15 protein-coding genes and 1 pseudogene are annotated in these 16,150 nt (G+C 69.6%); 9 read left to right on the top strand and 7 right to left on the bottom strand.

Going from position 1 to position 16,150, the window contains the following annotated elements:
- Window positions 1-60: 60 nt before the first annotated feature.
- The 4 genes from ABZX65_RS21665 to ABZX65_RS21680 all read left to right on the top strand — a co-directional run bounded on the left by ABZX65_RS21665 (window position 61) and on the right by ABZX65_RS21680 (window position 1,787).
- Window positions 61-237 carry a hypothetical protein gene (locus ABZX65_RS21665; protein ID WP_355342252.1) on the top strand — a complete coding sequence of 59 codons (177 nt, stop codon included), beginning with the start codon at window positions 61-63 and terminating at the stop codon, window positions 235-237.
- 166 nt (window positions 238-403) lie between these two features.
- On the top strand, window positions 404-799 hold the full coding sequence (locus ABZX65_RS21670; protein ID WP_355342255.1) for a BlaI/MecI/CopY family transcriptional regulator: 396 nt from the start codon (window positions 404-406) through the stop codon (window positions 797-799).
- A gap of 9 nt (window positions 800-808) precedes the next feature.
- The gene (locus ABZX65_RS21675; protein ID WP_355342258.1) at window positions 809-1,327 is read left to right on the top strand and encodes an amino-acid N-acetyltransferase; all 519 of its coding nucleotides are present in this window, start codon (window positions 809-811) and stop codon (window positions 1,325-1,327) included.
- A 121-nt stretch (window positions 1,328-1,448) separates the two neighbouring features.
- Window positions 1,449-1,787 carry an Lsr2 family protein gene (locus tag ABZX65_RS21680; protein ID WP_355342261.1) on the top strand — a complete coding sequence of 113 codons (339 nt, stop codon included), beginning with the start codon at window positions 1,449-1,451 and terminating at the stop codon, window positions 1,785-1,787.
- On the opposite strand, the gene ABZX65_RS21685 is transcribed toward ABZX65_RS21680, so the two are convergent.
- The gene (locus ABZX65_RS21685) at window positions 1,718-2,302 is read right to left on the bottom strand and encodes an SCO3374 family protein (RefSeq protein WP_355342264.1); all 585 of its coding nucleotides are present in this window, start codon (window positions 2,300-2,302) and stop codon (window positions 1,718-1,720) included. The two genes, ABZX65_RS21680 and ABZX65_RS21685, sit on opposite strands and share 70 nt — an antisense overlap.
- Window positions 2,303-2,736: 434 nt before the next feature.
- Between ABZX65_RS21685 and ABZX65_RS21690 the strand changes: the two genes are divergently transcribed.
- Complete coding sequence (locus ABZX65_RS21690; RefSeq protein WP_355342267.1) at window positions 2,737-5,256, top strand: ATP-dependent Clp protease ATP-binding subunit; 2,520 nt, start codon at window positions 2,737-2,739, stop codon at window positions 5,254-5,256.
- A 183-nt stretch (window positions 5,257-5,439) separates the two neighbouring features.
- Here the strand turns inward: ABZX65_RS21690 and ABZX65_RS21695 are convergent, their stop codons facing one another.
- Both ABZX65_RS21695 and ABZX65_RS21700 read right to left on the bottom strand, forming a co-directional pair.
- The gene (locus ABZX65_RS21695) at window positions 5,440-7,569 is read right to left on the bottom strand and encodes an NACHT domain-containing protein (RefSeq protein ID WP_355342270.1); all 2,130 of its coding nucleotides are present in this window, start codon (window positions 7,567-7,569) and stop codon (window positions 5,440-5,442) included.
- Between the two features lie 154 nt (window positions 7,570-7,723).
- Window positions 7,724-7,930, bottom strand: a pseudogene (locus ABZX65_RS21700) (trypco2 family protein); the annotation flags it as partial.
- A gap of 510 nt (window positions 7,931-8,440) precedes the next feature.
- Between ABZX65_RS21700 and ABZX65_RS21705 the strand changes: the two are divergent.
- A complete protein-coding gene (locus ABZX65_RS21705; protein WP_355342273.1) occupies window positions 8,441-9,178 on the top strand; it encodes a M23 family metallopeptidase in 738 nt (245 codons plus the stop codon).
- A gap of 174 nt (window positions 9,179-9,352) precedes the next feature.
- Here the strand turns inward: ABZX65_RS21705 and ABZX65_RS21710 are convergent, their stop codons facing one another.
- The gene (locus ABZX65_RS21710; RefSeq protein WP_355342276.1) at window positions 9,353-9,931 is read right to left on the bottom strand and encodes a helix-turn-helix domain-containing protein; all 579 of its coding nucleotides are present in this window, start codon (window positions 9,929-9,931) and stop codon (window positions 9,353-9,355) included.
- Between the two features lie 234 nt (window positions 9,932-10,165).
- Here ABZX65_RS21710 and ABZX65_RS21715 point away from each other — a divergent pair, with 234 nt between their 5' ends.
- Window positions 10,166-11,740, top strand: a complete 1,575-nt coding sequence (locus tag ABZX65_RS21715) for an MDR family MFS transporter (RefSeq protein WP_355342279.1) — start codon at window positions 10,166-10,168, stop codon at window positions 11,738-11,740.
- Window positions 11,741-11,809: 69 nt separating this feature from the next.
- On the opposite strand, the gene ABZX65_RS21720 is transcribed toward ABZX65_RS21715, so the two are convergent.
- Together ABZX65_RS21720 and ABZX65_RS21725 are read right to left on the bottom strand one after the other, a co-directional pair.
- A complete protein-coding gene (locus ABZX65_RS21720; protein ID WP_355342282.1) occupies window positions 11,810-12,169 on the bottom strand; it encodes a hypothetical protein in 360 nt (119 codons plus the stop codon).
- Complete coding sequence (locus ABZX65_RS21725; protein ID WP_355342285.1) at window positions 12,166-13,542, bottom strand: transcriptional regulator; 1,377 nt, start codon at window positions 13,540-13,542, stop codon at window positions 12,166-12,168. Before ABZX65_RS21725 ends, ABZX65_RS21720 begins: the two co-directional genes overlap by 4 nt.
- A gap of 158 nt (window positions 13,543-13,700) precedes the next feature.
- On the opposite strand from ABZX65_RS21725, the gene ABZX65_RS21730 reads away from it, so the two are divergent.
- Together ABZX65_RS21730 and ABZX65_RS21735 are read left to right on the top strand one after the other, a co-directional pair.
- Window positions 13,701-14,201: an ATP-binding protein gene (locus ABZX65_RS21730; protein WP_355342288.1), complete on the top strand. Its 501-nt coding sequence runs from the start codon at window positions 13,701-13,703 to the stop codon at window positions 14,199-14,201.
- Window positions 14,202-14,309: 108 nt separating this feature from the next.
- On the top strand, window positions 14,310-14,720 hold the full coding sequence (locus ABZX65_RS21735; protein WP_355342291.1) for a hypothetical protein: 411 nt from the start codon (window positions 14,310-14,312) through the stop codon (window positions 14,718-14,720).
- Between the two features lie 84 nt (window positions 14,721-14,804).
- On the opposite strand, the gene ABZX65_RS21740 is transcribed toward ABZX65_RS21735, so the two are convergent.
- Window positions 14,805-16,079, bottom strand: a complete 1,275-nt coding sequence (locus tag ABZX65_RS21740; RefSeq protein WP_355342367.1) for a HAMP domain-containing sensor histidine kinase — start codon at window positions 16,077-16,079, stop codon at window positions 14,805-14,807.
- Between the last annotated feature and the right edge of the window lie 71 nt (window positions 16,080-16,150).

Below are 16,150 nucleotides of genomic sequence, written 5' to 3' on the forward strand. Positions count from 1 at the left end.
CGGGCCCCGCCGCACCCACCCGCCGTCGGCGGCGCGGGAGGCGTGGCTACGCTGGTCGGTATGGACTACGTATCCGCGATCGTGCCGCCGCTGGTGATGGCGATCCTCTTCATCGCCGTCATCGTGACGATCATCAAGAACCAGGGCGGGGCCAACAAGGCCAAGGAGGACGCGGCGGTGGACGCCGCCTTCGCCCGCGCCGAGGCCGCGCGCCAGCCCTCCGCCGAGGACCGCTGACGCCCGCCGCGGCATTTGACGGCCAAGGAAATCAATATCATCTGATACTTGGCCGAAGATCCATGCCCGATCCACGGACCGGTGCGCGGCGCCCGACAAGGCGCCGTGCGCCGGTCCGACCCGTTTGGTCCCGATAAGCGGAACGTCTGCGGCTAGTATCCGGAATGTGCCCCGGCCATTGGGAGACCTCGAAGACGCCGTCATGACGCGAGTGTGGGAGTGGAACCGACCGGTCACGGTTCGTGAGGTCCTGGAGGATCTCTCACGGGATCGATCCATCGCGTACACAACTGTCATGACCGTAATGGACAACCTGCGCCAGAAGGGCTGGCTCCGCCGCGAGGAGGAAGGCCGCGCTTATCGTTATGAGGCCGTTTCGACGCGTGCCGCATACTCTGCCGCACTGATGAACGAAGCGTGGTCCGCGAGCGACAACCCGGCCGCCGCGCTCGTCCACTTCTTCGGCATGATGTCTCCGGAACAGCGTGAAGCGGTCCGTGACGCATTGCGCATCATCCAGTCCGTCGACCCCTCCGGTCCTGCGGATCCCGAAGGGCGATAGCGTCCGCACATGCCCCTCATGTCGAATGACGTCACCATCCGCCGGGCGCGCACCGGCGATGTCGCCGCGGTACGGACGCTGCTCGACTCCTATGTGCGTGACGGCATCCTGCTCGACAAGCCGACAGTGACCCTTTATGAGGACATCCAGGAGTTCTGGGTCGCGGAACGGGACGAGGACGCGAACGTGGTCGCGTGCGGCGCCCTGCACGTGATGTGGGAGGACCTGGCCGAGGTCAGGACGCTGGCGGTGGACCCGACGCAGCGCGGCAAGGGTGTCGGCCACCAGTTGCTGGCAAAGTTGCTGCACACCGCACGCTGGCTGGGAGTCCGCCGAATTTTCTGCCTCACCTTCGAAGTGGACTTCTTCGCGAAGCACGGCTTCGTGGAGATCGGGGAGACGCCGGTCGACGGCGATGTCTTCGGCGAGCTCCTCCGTTCCAATGACGAGGGTGTCGCGGAGTTCCTGGACCTGGAGCGAGTGAAACCGAACACCTTGGGCAACAGCCGCATGCTGCTGCAACTCTGACCGTTCCGGTTTGTCCGGATCGCGCTACCTCGCGGGCGCCCGTTCGTGCAAGGGGTTTGTGTTTTTCCCGCAAAGGCGCTTTGCTTTTACCGTTAATCCGTTTTCGATGAAAGGGAAGCCGGTGGCTCAGAAGGTCCAGGTTCTTCTTGTTGACGACCTCGACGGCGGCGAGGCGGACGAGACCGTCACGTTCGCTCTCGACGGTGTGACCTACGAGATCGACCTCACCACCGCGAATGCTGACAAGCTCCGCGGGCTGCTCAACCCGTACACGGACAGTGGCCGTCGTACCGGCGGACGGGCCGGTCGTGGCCGTACCAAGGCGGTCCGCGGAGGCGGCGCTTCCGGTCCCGACACCGCGAAGATCCGTGCGTGGGCCAAGGAGAAGGGTTACGAGGTCAACGACCGCGGTCGTGTTCCGGCCACCATTCGTGAGGCGTACGAGAAGGCCCACGGCTGATCCTGGCTACGCGTCCGCAGCGTGATCCGGTGGCAGGCCGTCGCAAGGGCGGCCACCAGTGCCGTGAGCCCGATGGGTACCCCCGTTCCATCGGCTCCATCCGTGACACGCAGCGCGGGCACCGTGGACTCGACTTCGCACCCCGGTCGGGGAGGCCGCAGCCACACCGGCGCGGACCGGTCGTACGCGGCCTCCCGGCGGCCCCACTCGGGGTGCGCGGGCGCTCGCATCGGAGCGCCGGACCCCAGCGCCGTCAGATCCAGCCGGATACCGCCCCACTCCAGCCACTCCAGCAGCCCCGGCAGCTCCTCGGCGGATCCGGCGGCCACCAGCAGCCGGATCCGGTGGCCGTCCAGCGCCACCGGGCCGAGCTGGCCCGGCCGCGGGAAACGGTTCAGCATCGCCAGACCCGCCTCCGCGGGCACGTCCACCGCGTCGAACCGCACCCCGGTGACCAGACCCGGCGGCAGCGCCCCGGTGGTCGGCCACCCCAGTTCGTGCTCGTACCAGCCCATGCCGTGTGCAACTGCCCGCCGGGGCAGGGGTTACGGCGGTGACCACGTACCGTCGATGGGTGAACACGTTCGGTGTCGGCCGGAAGTGTCCGTAACGGCGCAAGGTTGTTCGCCCTTAGCGCACTCCCCAGCCGCTTTCGGCATGGAGTGTCCTGGGCAGAGGGTAAGAAGTACCTAGTGGGAAGGGCTGGTGTTCGAGCAGGCGAGGGCGTGCGTTCGCCACGGGCGTACTTGATAAAGGGGTATTCGCCTGGCCTGCGGGAACATCGTCTCGCACCATCGAGGTTGTGTGAGTGACGTCAGCCGGTAGCGCAGCTTTCCTCGCGCGAGCGGGGGTGGATACGTGAGCGGCGCCGCTGTGCGGGACTAGCATGCGGAAGGACAGGGAGGGGACCGACCCCTCACTGCCCGACCGCTCTGAGGAGCGATTAACGATGTTCGAGAGGTTCACCGACCGCGCGCGGCGGGTTGTCGTCCTGGCTCAGGAAGAAGCCCGGATGCTCAACCACAACTACATCGGCACCGAGCACATCCTCCTGGGCCTGATCCACGAGGGTGAGGGTGTCGCCGCTAAGGCCCTGGAGAGCCTCGGGATTTCGCTCGAGGCGGTCCGCCAGCAGGTGGAGGAGATCATCGGCCAGGGCCAGCAGGCCCCGTCCGGCCACATCCCCTTCACCCCCCGGGCGAAGAAGGTCCTGGAGCTGTCGCTCCGCGAGGCCCTCCAGCTCGGCCACAACTACATCGGCACCGAGCACATCCTGCTCGGCCTGATCCGCGAGGGCGAGGGCGTCGCAGCCCAGGTCCTGGTGAAGCTGGGCGCCGATCTCAACCGGGTCAGGCAGCAGGTCATCCAGCTCCTGTCCGGCTACTCCGGCGGGAAGGAGTCGGCCACGGCAGGCGGCCCGGCCGAGGGCACCCCCTCGACCTCGCTCGTCCTCGACCAGTTCGGCCGCAATCTGACCCAGGCCGCTCGTGAGACCAAGCTCGACCCGGTGATCGGGCGCGAGAAGGAGATCGAGCGGGTCATGCAGGTGCTGTCCCGCCGCACCAAGAACAACCCCGTGCTCATCGGCGAGCCCGGCGTCGGCAAGACCGCCGTCGTCGAGGGCCTGGCCCAGGCGATCGTCAAGGGCGAGGTGCCCGAGACGCTGAAGGACAAGCAGCTCTACACGCTTGACCTCGGCGCCCTGGTCGCCGGCTCCCGCTACCGCGGTGACTTCGAGGAGCGCCTGAAGAAGGTCCTCAAGGAGATCCGCACCCGCGGCGACATCATCCTGTTCATCGACGAGCTGCACACCCTGGTCGGCGCCGGTGCCGCCGAGGGCGCGATCGATGCCGCCTCCATCCTCAAGCCCATGCTGGCCCGCGGTGAGCTCCAGACCATCGGCGCCACCACGCTGGACGAGTACCGCAAGTACCTGGAGAAGGACGCGGCCCTCGAGCGCCGCTTCCAGCCCATCCAGGTCGCGGAGCCGTCGCTCCAGCACACCATCGAGATCCTCAAGGGCCTGCGCGACCGGTACGAGGCGCACCACCGGGTGTCCATCACGGACTCCGCCCTGGTGGCCGCCGCGACCCTGGCCGACCGGTACATCTCGGACCGCTTCCTGCCGGACAAGGCGATCGACCTGATCGACGAGGCCGGTTCCCGGATGCGCATCCGCCGGATGACCGCGCCGCCGGACCTGCGCGAGTTCGACGAGAAGATCGCCGACGTGCGCCGCGAGAAGGAGTCCGCGATCGACTCGCAGGACTTCGAGAAGGCGGCCTCGCTCCGGGACAACGAGAAGCAGCTCCTCGCCGCGAAGACCAAGCGCGAGAAGGAGTGGAAGGCCGGCGACATGGACGTCGTCGCCGAGGTCGACGACGACCTGATCGCCGAGGTCCTGGCGACCGCCACCGGCATCCCGGTCTTCAAGCTGACCGAGGAGGAGTCCTCCCGCCTGCTGCGCATGGAGGACGAGCTGCACAAGCGCGTCATCGGCCAGCGGGACGCCGTCAAGGCGCTCTCCAAGGCCATCCGACGCACGCGTGCCGGTCTGAAGGACCCCAAGCGTCCCGGTGGCTCGTTCATCTTCGCCGGCCCGTCCGGCGTCGGTAAGACCGAGCTGTCCAAGGCGCTCGCCGAGTTCCTCTTCGGCGACGAGGACGCGCTGATCGCGCTCGACATGTCGGAGTTCAGCGAGAAGCACACCGTCTCGCGGCTCTTCGGCTCGCCTCCCGGCTACGTCGGGTACGAGGAGGGCGGCCAGCTCACCGAGAAGGTGCGCCGCAAGCCGTTCTCCGTCGTCCTCTTCGACGAGGTCGAGAAGGCCCACCCCGACATCTTCAACTCGCTGTTGCAGATCCTGGAGGACGGTCGCCTGACCGACTCCCAGGGCCGGGTCGTGGACTTCAAGAACACGGTGATCATCATGACCACCAACCTCGGCACCCGGGACATCTCCAAGGGCTTCAACCTGGGCTTCGCCGCCCAGGGCGACACGAAGTCCAACTACGAGCGGATGAAGAACAAGGTCAGCGACGAGCTGAAGCAGCACTTCCGCCCGGAGTTCCTGAACCGCGTCGACGATGTCATCGTCTTCCCGCAGCTCACCGAGGAGGACATCCTCCAGATCGTCGACCTCATGATCAGCCGGGTCGACGAGCGGCTGCGCGACCGCGACATGGGCATCGAGCTCAGCCCCGACGCCAAGGTGCTGCTCTCCAAGCGCGGCTACGACCCCGTCCTGGGCGCCCGGCCGCTGCGCCGGACCATCCAGCGCGAGATCGAGGACTCGCTCTCCGAGAAGATCCTCTTCGGCGAGCTGCGCCCCGGTCACATCGTCGTGGTCGACGTCGAGGGCGAGGGCGAGACGGCCAAGTTCACGTTCCGTGGCGAGGAAAAGGTCACGGTCGCGGACGCGCCGCCGGTGGAGACGGCGAGCGGGCCGAATCTGACCAAGGACGCGTAGCGCCTCCGGCGCGGTAGCGTCCGCCGCGACAGCGGCGCAGTGAGGGGCGGGCCCCGGACCAGCGATAACGGTCCGGGGCCCGCCCCTTTTGTCACCTCGGGGCGTGGACGGTGACCTTCACGCGCGGGATGCGGTCGGCGTTGAGGACGGGGCCGGGGCCGGGGCCGGTGACCGTGACCTTGGTCAGAGCGGGAAGGGCCGCGAGCGGCGCCAGGTCGACCGGGCCGGGGTCCCTGGGGCAACGCGCTTCCATGATGGCGGTCGTGAGCTGCGAACCGAGCCAGCAGAACGACCGCGGCGTCTCCACCGATGGACCACGCCACCTCGACGACGGCCGAAGCCTCGTCGCGGCTCAGCCTTTCCGGGCCCGGAAGCAGTTTCCAGGACCAGCGGGCCGACGCTCACCAGTCCTTGGACGTCCTCGGCCGTCCGTGGCGGGATGAGCCTCTCCGCACGATGCACCACCTCCGCGCGGACCCGCGGGTCCAGCTCTGTGGCGTGTTCCAGGCACGCCGTCGCCAGCAGGTGCAGCCGGGCTGAGTGGTCCGGCTCCGCGTCGCCGCGCTCGATCAGCTTCCGCAGCAGCCTGGCCCGCTCGGCCGGGCGGCCGTGGGCGACGGCCATGCGGATGACGTCGGCCCACTGGTCGTGGTGGGCGTTGGCGGCCAGCAGGTCGAAGTCGAGGTCTTCGACGGCTGCGCGGGCGGCCAGGAAGTCCTGGAAGGTGCGGTGGATGAAGTCGACCGTGTCCGGCGTGGGCTCGCGCAGCAGCCCGCTGCGGTCGCGCAGGTGGCAGTAGACGGAGGCGCTGTCGCCGAGCGCGGCGGCGGACGGCATCGCGGGCAGGGCGGCTGAGATCAGGCGCATGGCGTCGGAGATGTCCATCTCGGCCTGGCCGTTCTTCACCAGCCAGTACGCCAGCTTCTGGAGGAGCTGGATCTGGGGTTCCTCGGTGAGCGGGGTCGCCAGATCGCGTTCGCGGTCACGGCGGATCAGCAGCATGCCGAGGGCGGCGTCGTACAGCTCCTTGCGGCCGGTGGGGAGGTAGCCGCTGCGGTCGCGGTGCAGGGCGCAGATGAGGCCGCACATGAGCGGGTTCGTGGCGAGCCGGGCCAGGTCCTGCTTGGTGTGGAGGGCGTCGAGGAGGGTGCGCTGGTACGTGTCGAGGCGCGCCCGCTCCTCGGGCTCCTCGTCGGGGACGCTGGCGCGGGCGGCGTCGTGCCAGCGCTCGCTGAAGGCGCGGATGTCGCCCCGGCTCATGGGGGAGAGGGTCAGGTCGGTGAAGCCCTCGTCGGCGAGCCAGGAGTCGGAGACGGCCGTCGGGCGGGACGTGACCAGCCAGCGGTTGCCGGGATACGCGGCGAGCAGGCCGCGCAGCCAGTCGCCGACGCGCTCACGGGACCGTTCGTCGATCTCGTCCAGGCCGTCGATGAGGACCAGCCCGCGCCGTTCGGCCAGGACGTCCTCGGCCCAGTGCGACGGCGGGCTCAGCGGCACCTCGACGGCGCTCAGGAAGTCGGCGGGCGCGGGCAGCCGGTCGCGGCGGGCGATCGTACGGAGCGGGAGGACGTACGGGACCAGGCCGCGCAGGTGCTCCAGGTGCTCGCCCAGGTCCTGCCGGGCGGTGGCGACCGCCAGCCACTGCACGAGGGTGGTCTTGCCCGAGCCCGCGACACCCCGCAGCAGCACCCGGTCGTGCCCGGCGAGCGCCTGCTCTGCGGGGAGCGGGCGGTGGGCGCGCGGCGCGAGGTCTTCCATGGCCGGATCGGCCGTCGGTGTCGCCTCCAGGCTGTAGTAGGCGGCGTCCAGGGGCCAGGTGGCGCGTTTGCGGTCGGTGAGGTCGATGCCGAAGATGCGGAGCGTGCCGTGGCGTTTGACGAGGTAGGGGGCGTAGCGGGCCTCGAAGGTGGAGCGGGGGTCGATGAGCTGGCCGGGGGGCGGGACGAACAGGGGGGTGAAGCCCTGCTGGCTGAGGACGCTGCGCAGGCCGGTGCCGTCGTAGGGGCGCTGGAGGAGTGTGACGGTGACGCGGCCGTGCTGCCAGCCGGTCGGGTCGGTGGTCACGACGCCGATCAGGACGTCACCCGCGAAGACGGCGGCGCCGGACATGCCCGCCCAGGGGGAGAGGCCGTCAGGGCGCGGCGCGGGCGGGGTGCCGTCGACGGCGAGTACGTCCCGGCCGCCGAGCAGGCCCGAGCCGGGCTTGTACGTACCGGTGAGCTGTTCGGTGTCGAGGCCGCCGCTCGCGTCGCGCTGGGCGTAGGGGAAGCCGATGGCCTGGCAGTCGGGGACGGGGGCGAGGGAGGACAGCATGGCCCACAGGTTGGGGCGACCGCGGGCGAAGGCGCTCTCGTCGGCCAGCGGCCGGGGCGGCGATCTCCACCGGCCGGCCCGTCGCCGCGTCCTTCGGGCGGAGCGTGAAGGAGACCGTGTGGGTGCGGCCCGTGGTGCGGGCGGTGTCGGCGCCCGCTTCGACGACCACGGCCTTGATCCCGCCGTGGCCGGTGCGGACGCGTTCGAGGGTGACGGCGAATTCCATGTGGATCTCGCCGACCTCGAAGCGGACGGCTTGGCCCGCGCCGCGGGCGGCGCCCGTGACGAGGCCGTGGCGGACGGCTTCGACGGCGTCGGCCAGGTCGATGGCGTCGAGCGGTGTGTGCGGCAGATCCGGCATGGAGCCCCCCTTGTGTCCGGGCCTCACGATAGGGGCGGGAATGTGACCCGCGCCACGAATTCGTGGAAGGGGGCGGGTTCTAAGGGGCGGGGAAGTGGCGGGGAAGTGGTGGCGGTCACAGGTCCTTGGTCCCGGTGGAATTCGCCGGATCGCGTGGCGAGGTGATGTGCCCCATGTGAGCCAGGCCACTTACTAAGCGAAATAGTGGCGGGTTCGCGGGGTGTGCGGAGCCTGTGGATCACGCACAGGCGGGGGACAGGGAAGTGAAGGGGCGGGGCCCTTGATGCCCGTTTTGGTGCGACTTGAGCGGGTGGGCGTACCGGGCATTCGACGTAAAAAGGGTGAAGGGAAGGGCGGAATCCGAGAGGTCGGCGCTACGACCGCGCTTAGTAATAGGGGTCCTTGTGGTCCGGCGGAATGCCGCGTTACCAAGGATGGGCAACGAGCCGCAGTCGGATGTTTCGGATCTCCGGACCTGTTGCTCCCCCCTTTCAGTGAGGTTGTTTCTTCATGCGCAAGAACTCGACGATGAACCGTGCCCCGAAGTCCGTCACCCGTGGCCGTGTCGCGGTAGTGACGGGCGGACTGGTCGCGGCGCTCGCCCTGGGCTCGACGGCGGCGATCGCTGCCGACACGCAGCACGAGGGATTCCTCGCCGCCGGGACGGCGAGCAGCATCTCCGACGTGGTGCAGAAGCAGGCCAGCGGCCAGCAGGCCACCGCGGCCAAGGTGAAGGCCGACGCCGCGAAGACCAAGGCCGCCAACGAGGCCAAGGCCAAGGCCGCGGCCGACGCCAAGAAGCGCGCGGACGCCAAGGCCGCCGCCGACCGCAAGGCCCGCAGCGCGTCCTGGGTGACCCCGACCAGCGGTTACGTGATCGGCGCGGGGTACGCGCAGGCCGGTCCGCACTGGGCGCACACCCACTCCGGCCAAGACTTCGTCGTGCCGAGCGGCACGAGCGTGCGGGCCGCGCACACCGGCACCGTCGTGACGGCGGGCTGGGGCGGCGCGTACGGCAACAACATCGTGATCAAGCACGCGGACAACACGTACTCGCAGTACGGCCACCTGTCGCACATCGGCGTGCACGTCGGCCAGAAGGTGGACACCGGCCAGGAGATCGGCAAGTCCGGCTCCACCGGCAACTCGACCGGTCCGCACCTGCACTTCGAGATCCGCAAGACCCCGTACTACGGCTCCTCCGTCGAGCCGCTGCACTTCCTGCGCACGCACGGCGTGCACGTCTGACGTACATCTGACGCACGTCCGACGCACGTCTGATCCCACCAGTCGTACAAGAGATCCAGTCGTACAAGAGAGACGGCGGCCGTCAACATCCGGCCGCCGTCTCTACCCGTGCGAGGCCCCTCGGAAGAGCCCCTCAGCCCCTCGCAAGCTCAGCCACTCGCAAGCTCAGCCCCCTCAGACCCCCGCCTCGGCCTCCGCCTGCGCGACCAGGTCGAGCGCGACGTCGAGGATGGCGGCGCGCTTGGCGGCCGGATCGCCCTCGATGTCGCGCATCGCGAACATCCCGGCGTGCATGGCGAAGAGCGCGGTCATGCAGCGCACCTGCGCGGGCATCGGCCACTCCGGCTCCCTCAGCAGCCCGCTCAGCGAGCCGATCTTGCCCTTGAAGGACTCGCCGATGCTCAGCTCGCGCACCGTGGCCTGGTTCTCCTGGAAGAACCGGAACAGCGCCTCCGCGCCCCACAGCGCCTCGCTGTAGCGGCGCAGCACCTCCTGCTTGGTGGCCAGCGTGCGCGGCTGCTCGTTGCCCCAGGCGATCAGCGCGTCGACCGGTTTCGACAGGTCCTGCGCGATGCTGATGAGGATGTCTTCCTTGGTTTTGAAGTGGTAGTAGAGCGCCGCTTTGGTGACGTCCAGATGCTCGGCGATCTCGCGCAGTGAGGTCTTCTCGTAGCCCTGCTCCGCGAAGAGTTCGAGGGCGACGTCCTGGATGCGGCGGCGGGTGTCGCCGCGGCGGGTCTGCGCTGTGACCATGGCTGTGCACTCCTGCTGCGCTCGCGTCGGGCAGACGGAGCCCGACCGGCTCGACGGGCTGTACGGGGCATGACGGTACGGCCTTGGTCAAACCCTACGCACTTACTTGACGCCCGGCTAGTTACGCCCGTACCTTCATTCCGTACCTAGCTAGCCGGGCGGCAAGTAAGCGGACGGCGAAGTGAGTGTCGCCGGACCCGGAGAACCGCCCTCACCGGGGGAGGACCCACCGCCATGTCCCAGACCGACACCGCCGCCGCCGTCAAGGCGGAGCCGCGACAGCGCAGTGTGCGCGTCGTCATGGCGGGCCTGCTGATCGCGATGATGCTCGCGATGCTCGACAACATGATCATCGGTACCGCGATGCCGACGATCGTCGGCGAACTCGGCGGGCTCAACCACCTGTCGTGGGTCGTCACCGCCTACACGCTGGCCACCGCCGCCTCCACCCCCATCTGGGGCAAGCTCGGCGACATGTACGGCCGCAAGGGCATCTTCCTCACGTCCATCGTGCTGTTCCTGCTCGGCTCCGCGCTCTCCGGCATGTCGCAGACCATGGACCAGCTCATCAGCTTCCGCGCCGTCCAGGGCCTGGGCGCCGGCGGTCTGATGGTCGGCGTGATGGCGATCATCGGCGAGATGATCCCGCCCCGCGAGCGCGGCAAGTACCAGGGCATGATCGCCGGTGTCATGGCCATCGCCATGATCGGCGGCCCGCTCGTCGGCGGCAGCATCACCGACAACTGGGGCTGGCGCTGGAGCTTCTACATCAACCTGCCGATCGGCGTCGTCGCCCTCGCGATGGTCACCATCGTGCTGCACCTGCCGAAGAAGCGGCGCTCGGGCCGTATCGACTACTGGGGCGCGTCGCTGCTCACCGTCGCGATCACCTCGCTGGTCCTGCTCACCACCTGGGGCGGCACGCAGTACGCCTGGGGCTCCGCGCAGATCATCGGCCTGCTCGTGCTCGGCCTCGTCTCGCTCGCGGCCTTCCTCTACGCCGAGACCCGCGCCGCCGAGCCGGTGCTGCCGCTGCGGATCTTCCGCAACAGCAACTTCTCGCTGATCTCGCTGGTCGGCTTCATCGTCGGCTTCACGATGTTCGGCGCGATGACCTTCCTGCCGCTGTACCAGCAGACCGTCCAGGGCGCCTCCGCGACCAACTCGGGACTCCTGCTGCTGCCGCTGCTCAGCGCCATGCTCGTCGTCTCCATGGTCGCCGGACGCATCACCACCTCCACCGGCAAGTACAAGATCTTCCCGCTGGTCGGCGGCGCCTTCATGACCTTCGGCCTGTTCCTGCTCTCCACCATGGACGTCAACACCAGCCGCTTCACCTCCGGCCTCTACATGGCCGTACTGGGCGTCGGCATGGGCTTCGTCATGCAGATCACGATGCTGATCGCGCAGAACAGCGTCGAGATGAAGGACATCGGCGTCGGCTCCTCGTCCTCCACCCTCTTCCGTACGATCGGCGGCTCCTTCGGCGTCTCGCTCTTCGGCGCCCTCTTCACGCACACCGTCTCCCACGGCATGGCCTCCAGCGCCGCCGGAGCCGGTTCCGGGGCCGCTGGAGCCGGTGCCCAGCTCGACCGGGCCACCATCGCCAAGTTCCCGCCGGCCGTGAAGGACGCGTACTTCCACGCGGTCGCCGACGGCACCCACACCGTCTTCCTGTGGGGCGCCGTCATCAGCGTCGTCGGCTTCGTCGCGGCCTGGTTCATCACCGAGACCCCGCTGCGCGCGGCGGCCCCCAAGGCCGCCAGCTCCGAGGACGAACAGCCCCCGGTCCTGGCCGACGCCATCTGATCATCTGACCGTTACCCCGTACGAGCCCCGCGCCCGCCCCGGCAGACGCGGGGCTCGGTCGCGCCGCGGCTACGACGCGGCCTCGACCGCCTCGAAGATGTCCGCGTCCGTTTCCCGCTGCCAGGGCGGCAGTTCAGCCCAGTCCGCGACATACCCGGGCTTCGGGTCCTCGAAGTGCCGGTAGATCTGCGCGATCCAGCACGTCGCCACGAACCGCCCCTTCTGCTCCCGGCCGAGCCTGCCCGCGTGCCCGCCGCTCACCGCCAGGAACTCCCGCACCTGCCCCTCCACGGCCGCCGCCGACGCCCGCTCCCACTCCGGCGTCGCCTCCCACGGCGTCACGTACCCGGCCTTCGGCTCCCCCGGGAAGTGCCGGTGCACTCCGGTGATCCACGCCTCACGAAACAGGCGTCCAGGTTCTTGTGTCACGTTCGGACTCCCAACGCTGTCATGCGGTCCGACAACTCCCGGACCCGCCTGTCGGACACGTACGGCGTGAGATGACTCCTCAAGCCGTGCAGTTTTTGGATCATGTAACCCGACCTGGTCCGGTATGCCACGTCCACCGCGCCCGTCCCATGGCTCACCAGCCGGTCGATGTCCTTGCGGCGGGCACCGATCACGGCGAGGTCGGTGAGCACCGAGCCCTGGCGGCGCGGGGAGAGCGGTTCACGAAGCGCTCTCGTGAGAGCCTGCTCGGCCAGGTCCAGCCGACCCAGGGAGATATAGGCGGCCCCCCGTTCCTCCGCCAGTCGGTCGCCGGTGAAGCGCAGCCAGCCGCCGGGGGCGGGGCCGGTGAGATCCTGCACGCCGGCCGCCTCGTCCAGCGCGCGGTTGCAGCCGTCCGCGTCACCCAGCCCGGCGAGGACCTGCGCCCGCACGGATGCGACCCAGTGGCGGGTGGGCAGCTCACCGTCTCCGTTCCGCGCGAGGGCCGCGGCTGCCTCAAGCAGCGGAAGCGCCTCGTCGTACTGGCGCGCGTAGAGACTGACGAACGAGTGCCGGACCAGCGCACAAGCCCACAGATCCCGGTCCCCGGCTTCCTTGCTCGCGTCACCGGCCAGCAGGTAGCACTGAGCGGCTTCGGTGTACCGGTTCGCGTCGAACCAGACCTCGCCGGCGAGTTGGGCGATGTCGCCGACCATGCCGCACAGTTCGCGGTGATCCGAGGCCCGCTGCCCTCCCCTCAGGGCAGAGGTGAGAGAGGCGAGTTGTTCCCGCACCAGCGGATACACCGACTGCTTGGTCGATGTCAGACCGTAAACGCTCCATAGATCGGCATTGAGCGTGCTGCGCTCACGCATGTCCTCGGTGGGAGCCGCACCGGTCTCGGGCGGCGCCACGGGCTGCGGGAGCGCGACTATCGCCCCCGTGACGCTGACGAGTCGTAGGAACTCACGACGGATCATGTCCTCAAGAGTGCCTGAGTCGGGCTCCTGAACGAACGCGTTGTCGATATGGATTGGCCCGCCGTGTCCGGTCGCGGTCCTGGCCCTGGTCCGTCCGTACGTCGCCCGCCGGACGGTCACCGCGACTGTGCTGGTCGTGGCCCGCCGTGGGCTGAATCCCAGGTCGGTCAGGGAGCGACCGGTGAGTTTGTGCAGCACGCGCTCGTAGACAGGACGGGGGCTGGCGACCTCTCCGCGCTCCCACGCCGCGATGAGGCGCGGAGTGCAGCCGGTGTTCTCGCCCAGAGTTGACGCCGTGGCGTTGACGTGTCGGGCGAACTCGGTCCGGCTCATGCGGAACTGAGCTTCCCGCACATCGCGGATGACGTTGTTGGGCTTGGCGTCTGCGGTCATCTCGGCTCCGGCACTTCAGCACGTTGACGGTCAGAACGTAGCTTCTGAAGCGGCACGTTGGAGGCTGGATGCCCGGTCGGGGCGACTCCGATGTGCCAATTGCATGCTTCTTACACGCCGGTGGCCACGCGATCGCCGGACGCTATCGGTTTTCCTCGATGAGCAACTACGAGCAACTACCAGAGACGCTGCTCATTCTGGAACGGAGATCGCCCATGCCGACCAAAACCGTTGCGCCTCGCGGCCGGCCCCGCATGATTGCGCGGCATCGCATCGCACTCGGACTGAGGCCCGAACTCGCCGAGGTGGGCCGTGCGCGCCACGAGTTGCGTGACCGCCTGGCCGAGTGGCGACTGAGCGAGGCAGCGGACGTGGCGCTGATCGTGCTCAGCGAACTGGTCGGCAACGCGTTACAGCACGCGCCGTGCCCGAGCATCGCGTTGACCGTGACCGCAGCCGACGGTCACGTGCTGATCGAAGTACGCGACGGCTCGCGCCGTCCGCCGGTCATCGACCGCGGCCCCGATCGCTACGGCGAGACCGGTCGCGGGCTGCCGTTGGTGGCCGCGCTCTCGCGGGACTGGGGCTGGACACCGCACGAGAACGGCACGAAGACGACGTGGGCCGTCGTAGCCGCTTTGGTGCGCGAGCCCGCGTGACCGTCACCCCCCCCGTATTTCCGTGGAAGAGACCCGGCCCCCCGGTCGGGCAGGCCCCGGTTCGATTCCGGGCGACGCGACTTCGAGAACAACCATGGAGGGTCCGCCGTGAACGACTTCGTGCCCGCACCCTTACCCGTGTGCGGTGCCCGCCGCCTCTTACCCGACCAACTCGTGCCCGCGGCGAGGGCGTTCGCCCCGCCCGACACCACGGAGCCCGAGCACGTGGACCGCGACCTGCGATGCGTGCTCCAGGCCCACGCCGCAGGCGACCACCACGCGTACGTGATGCACATCGACGGCCGCGACACCGGTTCGGTCTGGGCCCGGTGGGACCGCAGCGAGGGGCCACTCGCCCTCACGGTGCTGCCCGACTGCCGGGTACGCGCGCCCGAACCGCTGGACGAGGGGTGCTGCCAGTACGCGGACCACCCCGGCGGCCACTGCTACGAACTCACCGACCCCTGGCAGCCAACGGCTGTCCCCACGGCGTCCACCGACCACCCGCGGGAGATGTAGACGCGTGCCATTCGACTGCGACCGACATTCGCGTGGCGGGAGGTCACCGGATTGTGCAAGCCCCGCGAAGTGCCGGACCCACGGCTACTCGCGGGGCAGCATCAGTTGCGCGACCGCGCCGCCGCCGTCCTCGGCGGGGACGTTGCGGAAGGTGAGGCGGGCGCCGAGGACGCGGGCCTGGCCGGTGGCGATCGTCAGGCCGAGGCCGTGGCCGCCGCCCGAGCGGGCGGCGGAGCCCGTACGGAAGCGGTTGGGGCCGTCGCGCAGGAGGTCCGGGGGGAAGCCGGGCCCGTGGTCGCGGACGCGCAGATAGGGGCCGTCGACCACCACCTCGACGGGGGCGCCGCCGTGCCGGGCGGCGTTGGCGAGCAGATTGCCGAGGATGCGCTCCAGGCGGCGCGGGTCGGTGGGCACGACGGCCTCCTCGGCCACCGTGACCGAGGCGTCCGGCGCCAGTGCCACGACGCGGCGGCGGACGAACTCGCCGAGCGCCAGCTCCTGGAGGTCGGCCTGTTCCGCGGCGCCGTCCAGCCGCGCCACCTCCAGGACGTCCTCGACCAGCGTCCGCAGCGCGTGCACGCGGTCGCGCACCAGCTCCGAGGGGCGGCCGGGCGGCAGCAGCTCGGCGGCGGTGACCAGGCCGGTGACCGGCGTCCGCAGCTCGTGCGCGATATCGGCCGTCACCCGCCGCTCGGCCTCCAGCCGCAGTTGCAGCGCGTCAGCCATCGCGTCGACGGCCCGCGCCAGCTCGTCCGTCTCGTCCCGTACGCGCCGGCCGCCGATCGCCTCGCGCACCCGTACCTCGGTGTCGCCGTCCGCGACCTTGCGGGCCGCGACCGCCGCCATTCGCAGCCGCCGCGACATCCGGCCGCCGATCAGCACGCCGATCGCCGTACCGCCGACGACGACCGCGAGCGACCCGGCCACCAGCGCCTGGTCGAGGTCGTCCAGCACGGAGTAGCGGTCGGTGAAACCGGTCTTCAGCGACAGCACCCGGCCGTCCGCGGCGGGCGTCTCCGCCCACACCATCGGGTGACCGCCGGTGTCCTGCACATACGTGGCGCGCTGCCCCTTGGCCGCGAACTCCTTCAGTTCGCGCGGCAGCTCCGGGTCGTCGATCTTGGCGTAGAACACCAGCCGCCCGGTCGTCTCGTAGATCCGCAGCGCCGACTGGACGCGCTCGTCCTGGACGTCACGGGTGCTGTTGATCATGCTGACCCGCGCGGCGTTGTGCACGACCAGGCTCAGCGCGAGCGCGACCAGCGCCGACACCACGGCGATGGCCGCGGCGATCTTCCAGCGCAGACCGGCACGGAACCAGCGCGGGCCGGTACCGAAGCGGCGCGGGCCGGTACGCAAGCGGCGCGGGCCGGTACGCGAGCGGCGCGGGGCTCCGGGGTACGAGGAGGCGGACGGCGAGTCCGCCGGAC

Origin of the sequence: Streptomyces sp. NPDC003300 (genome assembly GCF_040610915.1) — a bacterium.
Classification (GTDB): domain Bacteria; phylum Actinomycetota; class Actinomycetes; order Streptomycetales; family Streptomycetaceae; genus Actinacidiphila.

What these genes read in the sequence shown, in the direction of transcription:
- ABZX65_RS21725 (WP_355342285.1), bottom strand. Translation starts at nt 13,542, where the DNA reads ATGACCGCAGACGCCAAGCCCAACAACGTCATCCGCGATGTGCGGGAA.
- ABZX65_RS21715 (WP_355342279.1), top strand. Translation starts at nt 10,166, where the DNA reads ATGTCCCAGACCGACACCGCCGCCGCCGTCAAGGCGGAGCCGCGACAG.
- ABZX65_RS21685 (WP_355342264.1), bottom strand. Translation starts at nt 2,302, where the DNA reads ATGGGCTGGTACGAGCACGAACTGGGGTGGCCGACCACCGGGGCGCTG.
- ABZX65_RS21705 (WP_355342273.1), top strand. Translation starts at nt 8,441, where the DNA reads ATGCGCAAGAACTCGACGATGAACCGTGCCCCGAAGTCCGTCACCCGT.
- ABZX65_RS21690 (WP_355342267.1), top strand. Translation starts at nt 2,737, where the DNA reads ATGTTCGAGAGGTTCACCGACCGCGCGCGGCGGGTTGTCGTCCTGGCT.
- ABZX65_RS21675 (WP_355342258.1), top strand. Translation starts at nt 809, where the DNA reads ATGCCCCTCATGTCGAATGACGTCACCATCCGCCGGGCGCGCACCGGC.
- ABZX65_RS21665 (WP_355342252.1), top strand. Translation starts at nt 61, where the DNA reads ATGGACTACGTATCCGCGATCGTGCCGCCGCTGGTGATGGCGATCCTC.
- ABZX65_RS21710 (WP_355342276.1), bottom strand. Translation starts at nt 9,931, where the DNA reads ATGGTCACAGCGCAGACCCGCCGCGGCGACACCCGCCGCCGCATCCAG.
- ABZX65_RS21730 (WP_355342288.1), top strand. Translation starts at nt 13,701, where the DNA reads ATGAGCAACTACGAGCAACTACCAGAGACGCTGCTCATTCTGGAACGG.
- ABZX65_RS21695 (WP_355342270.1), bottom strand. Translation starts at nt 7,569, where the DNA reads ATGCTGTCCTCCCTCGCCCCCGTCCCCGACTGCCAGGCCATCGGCTTC.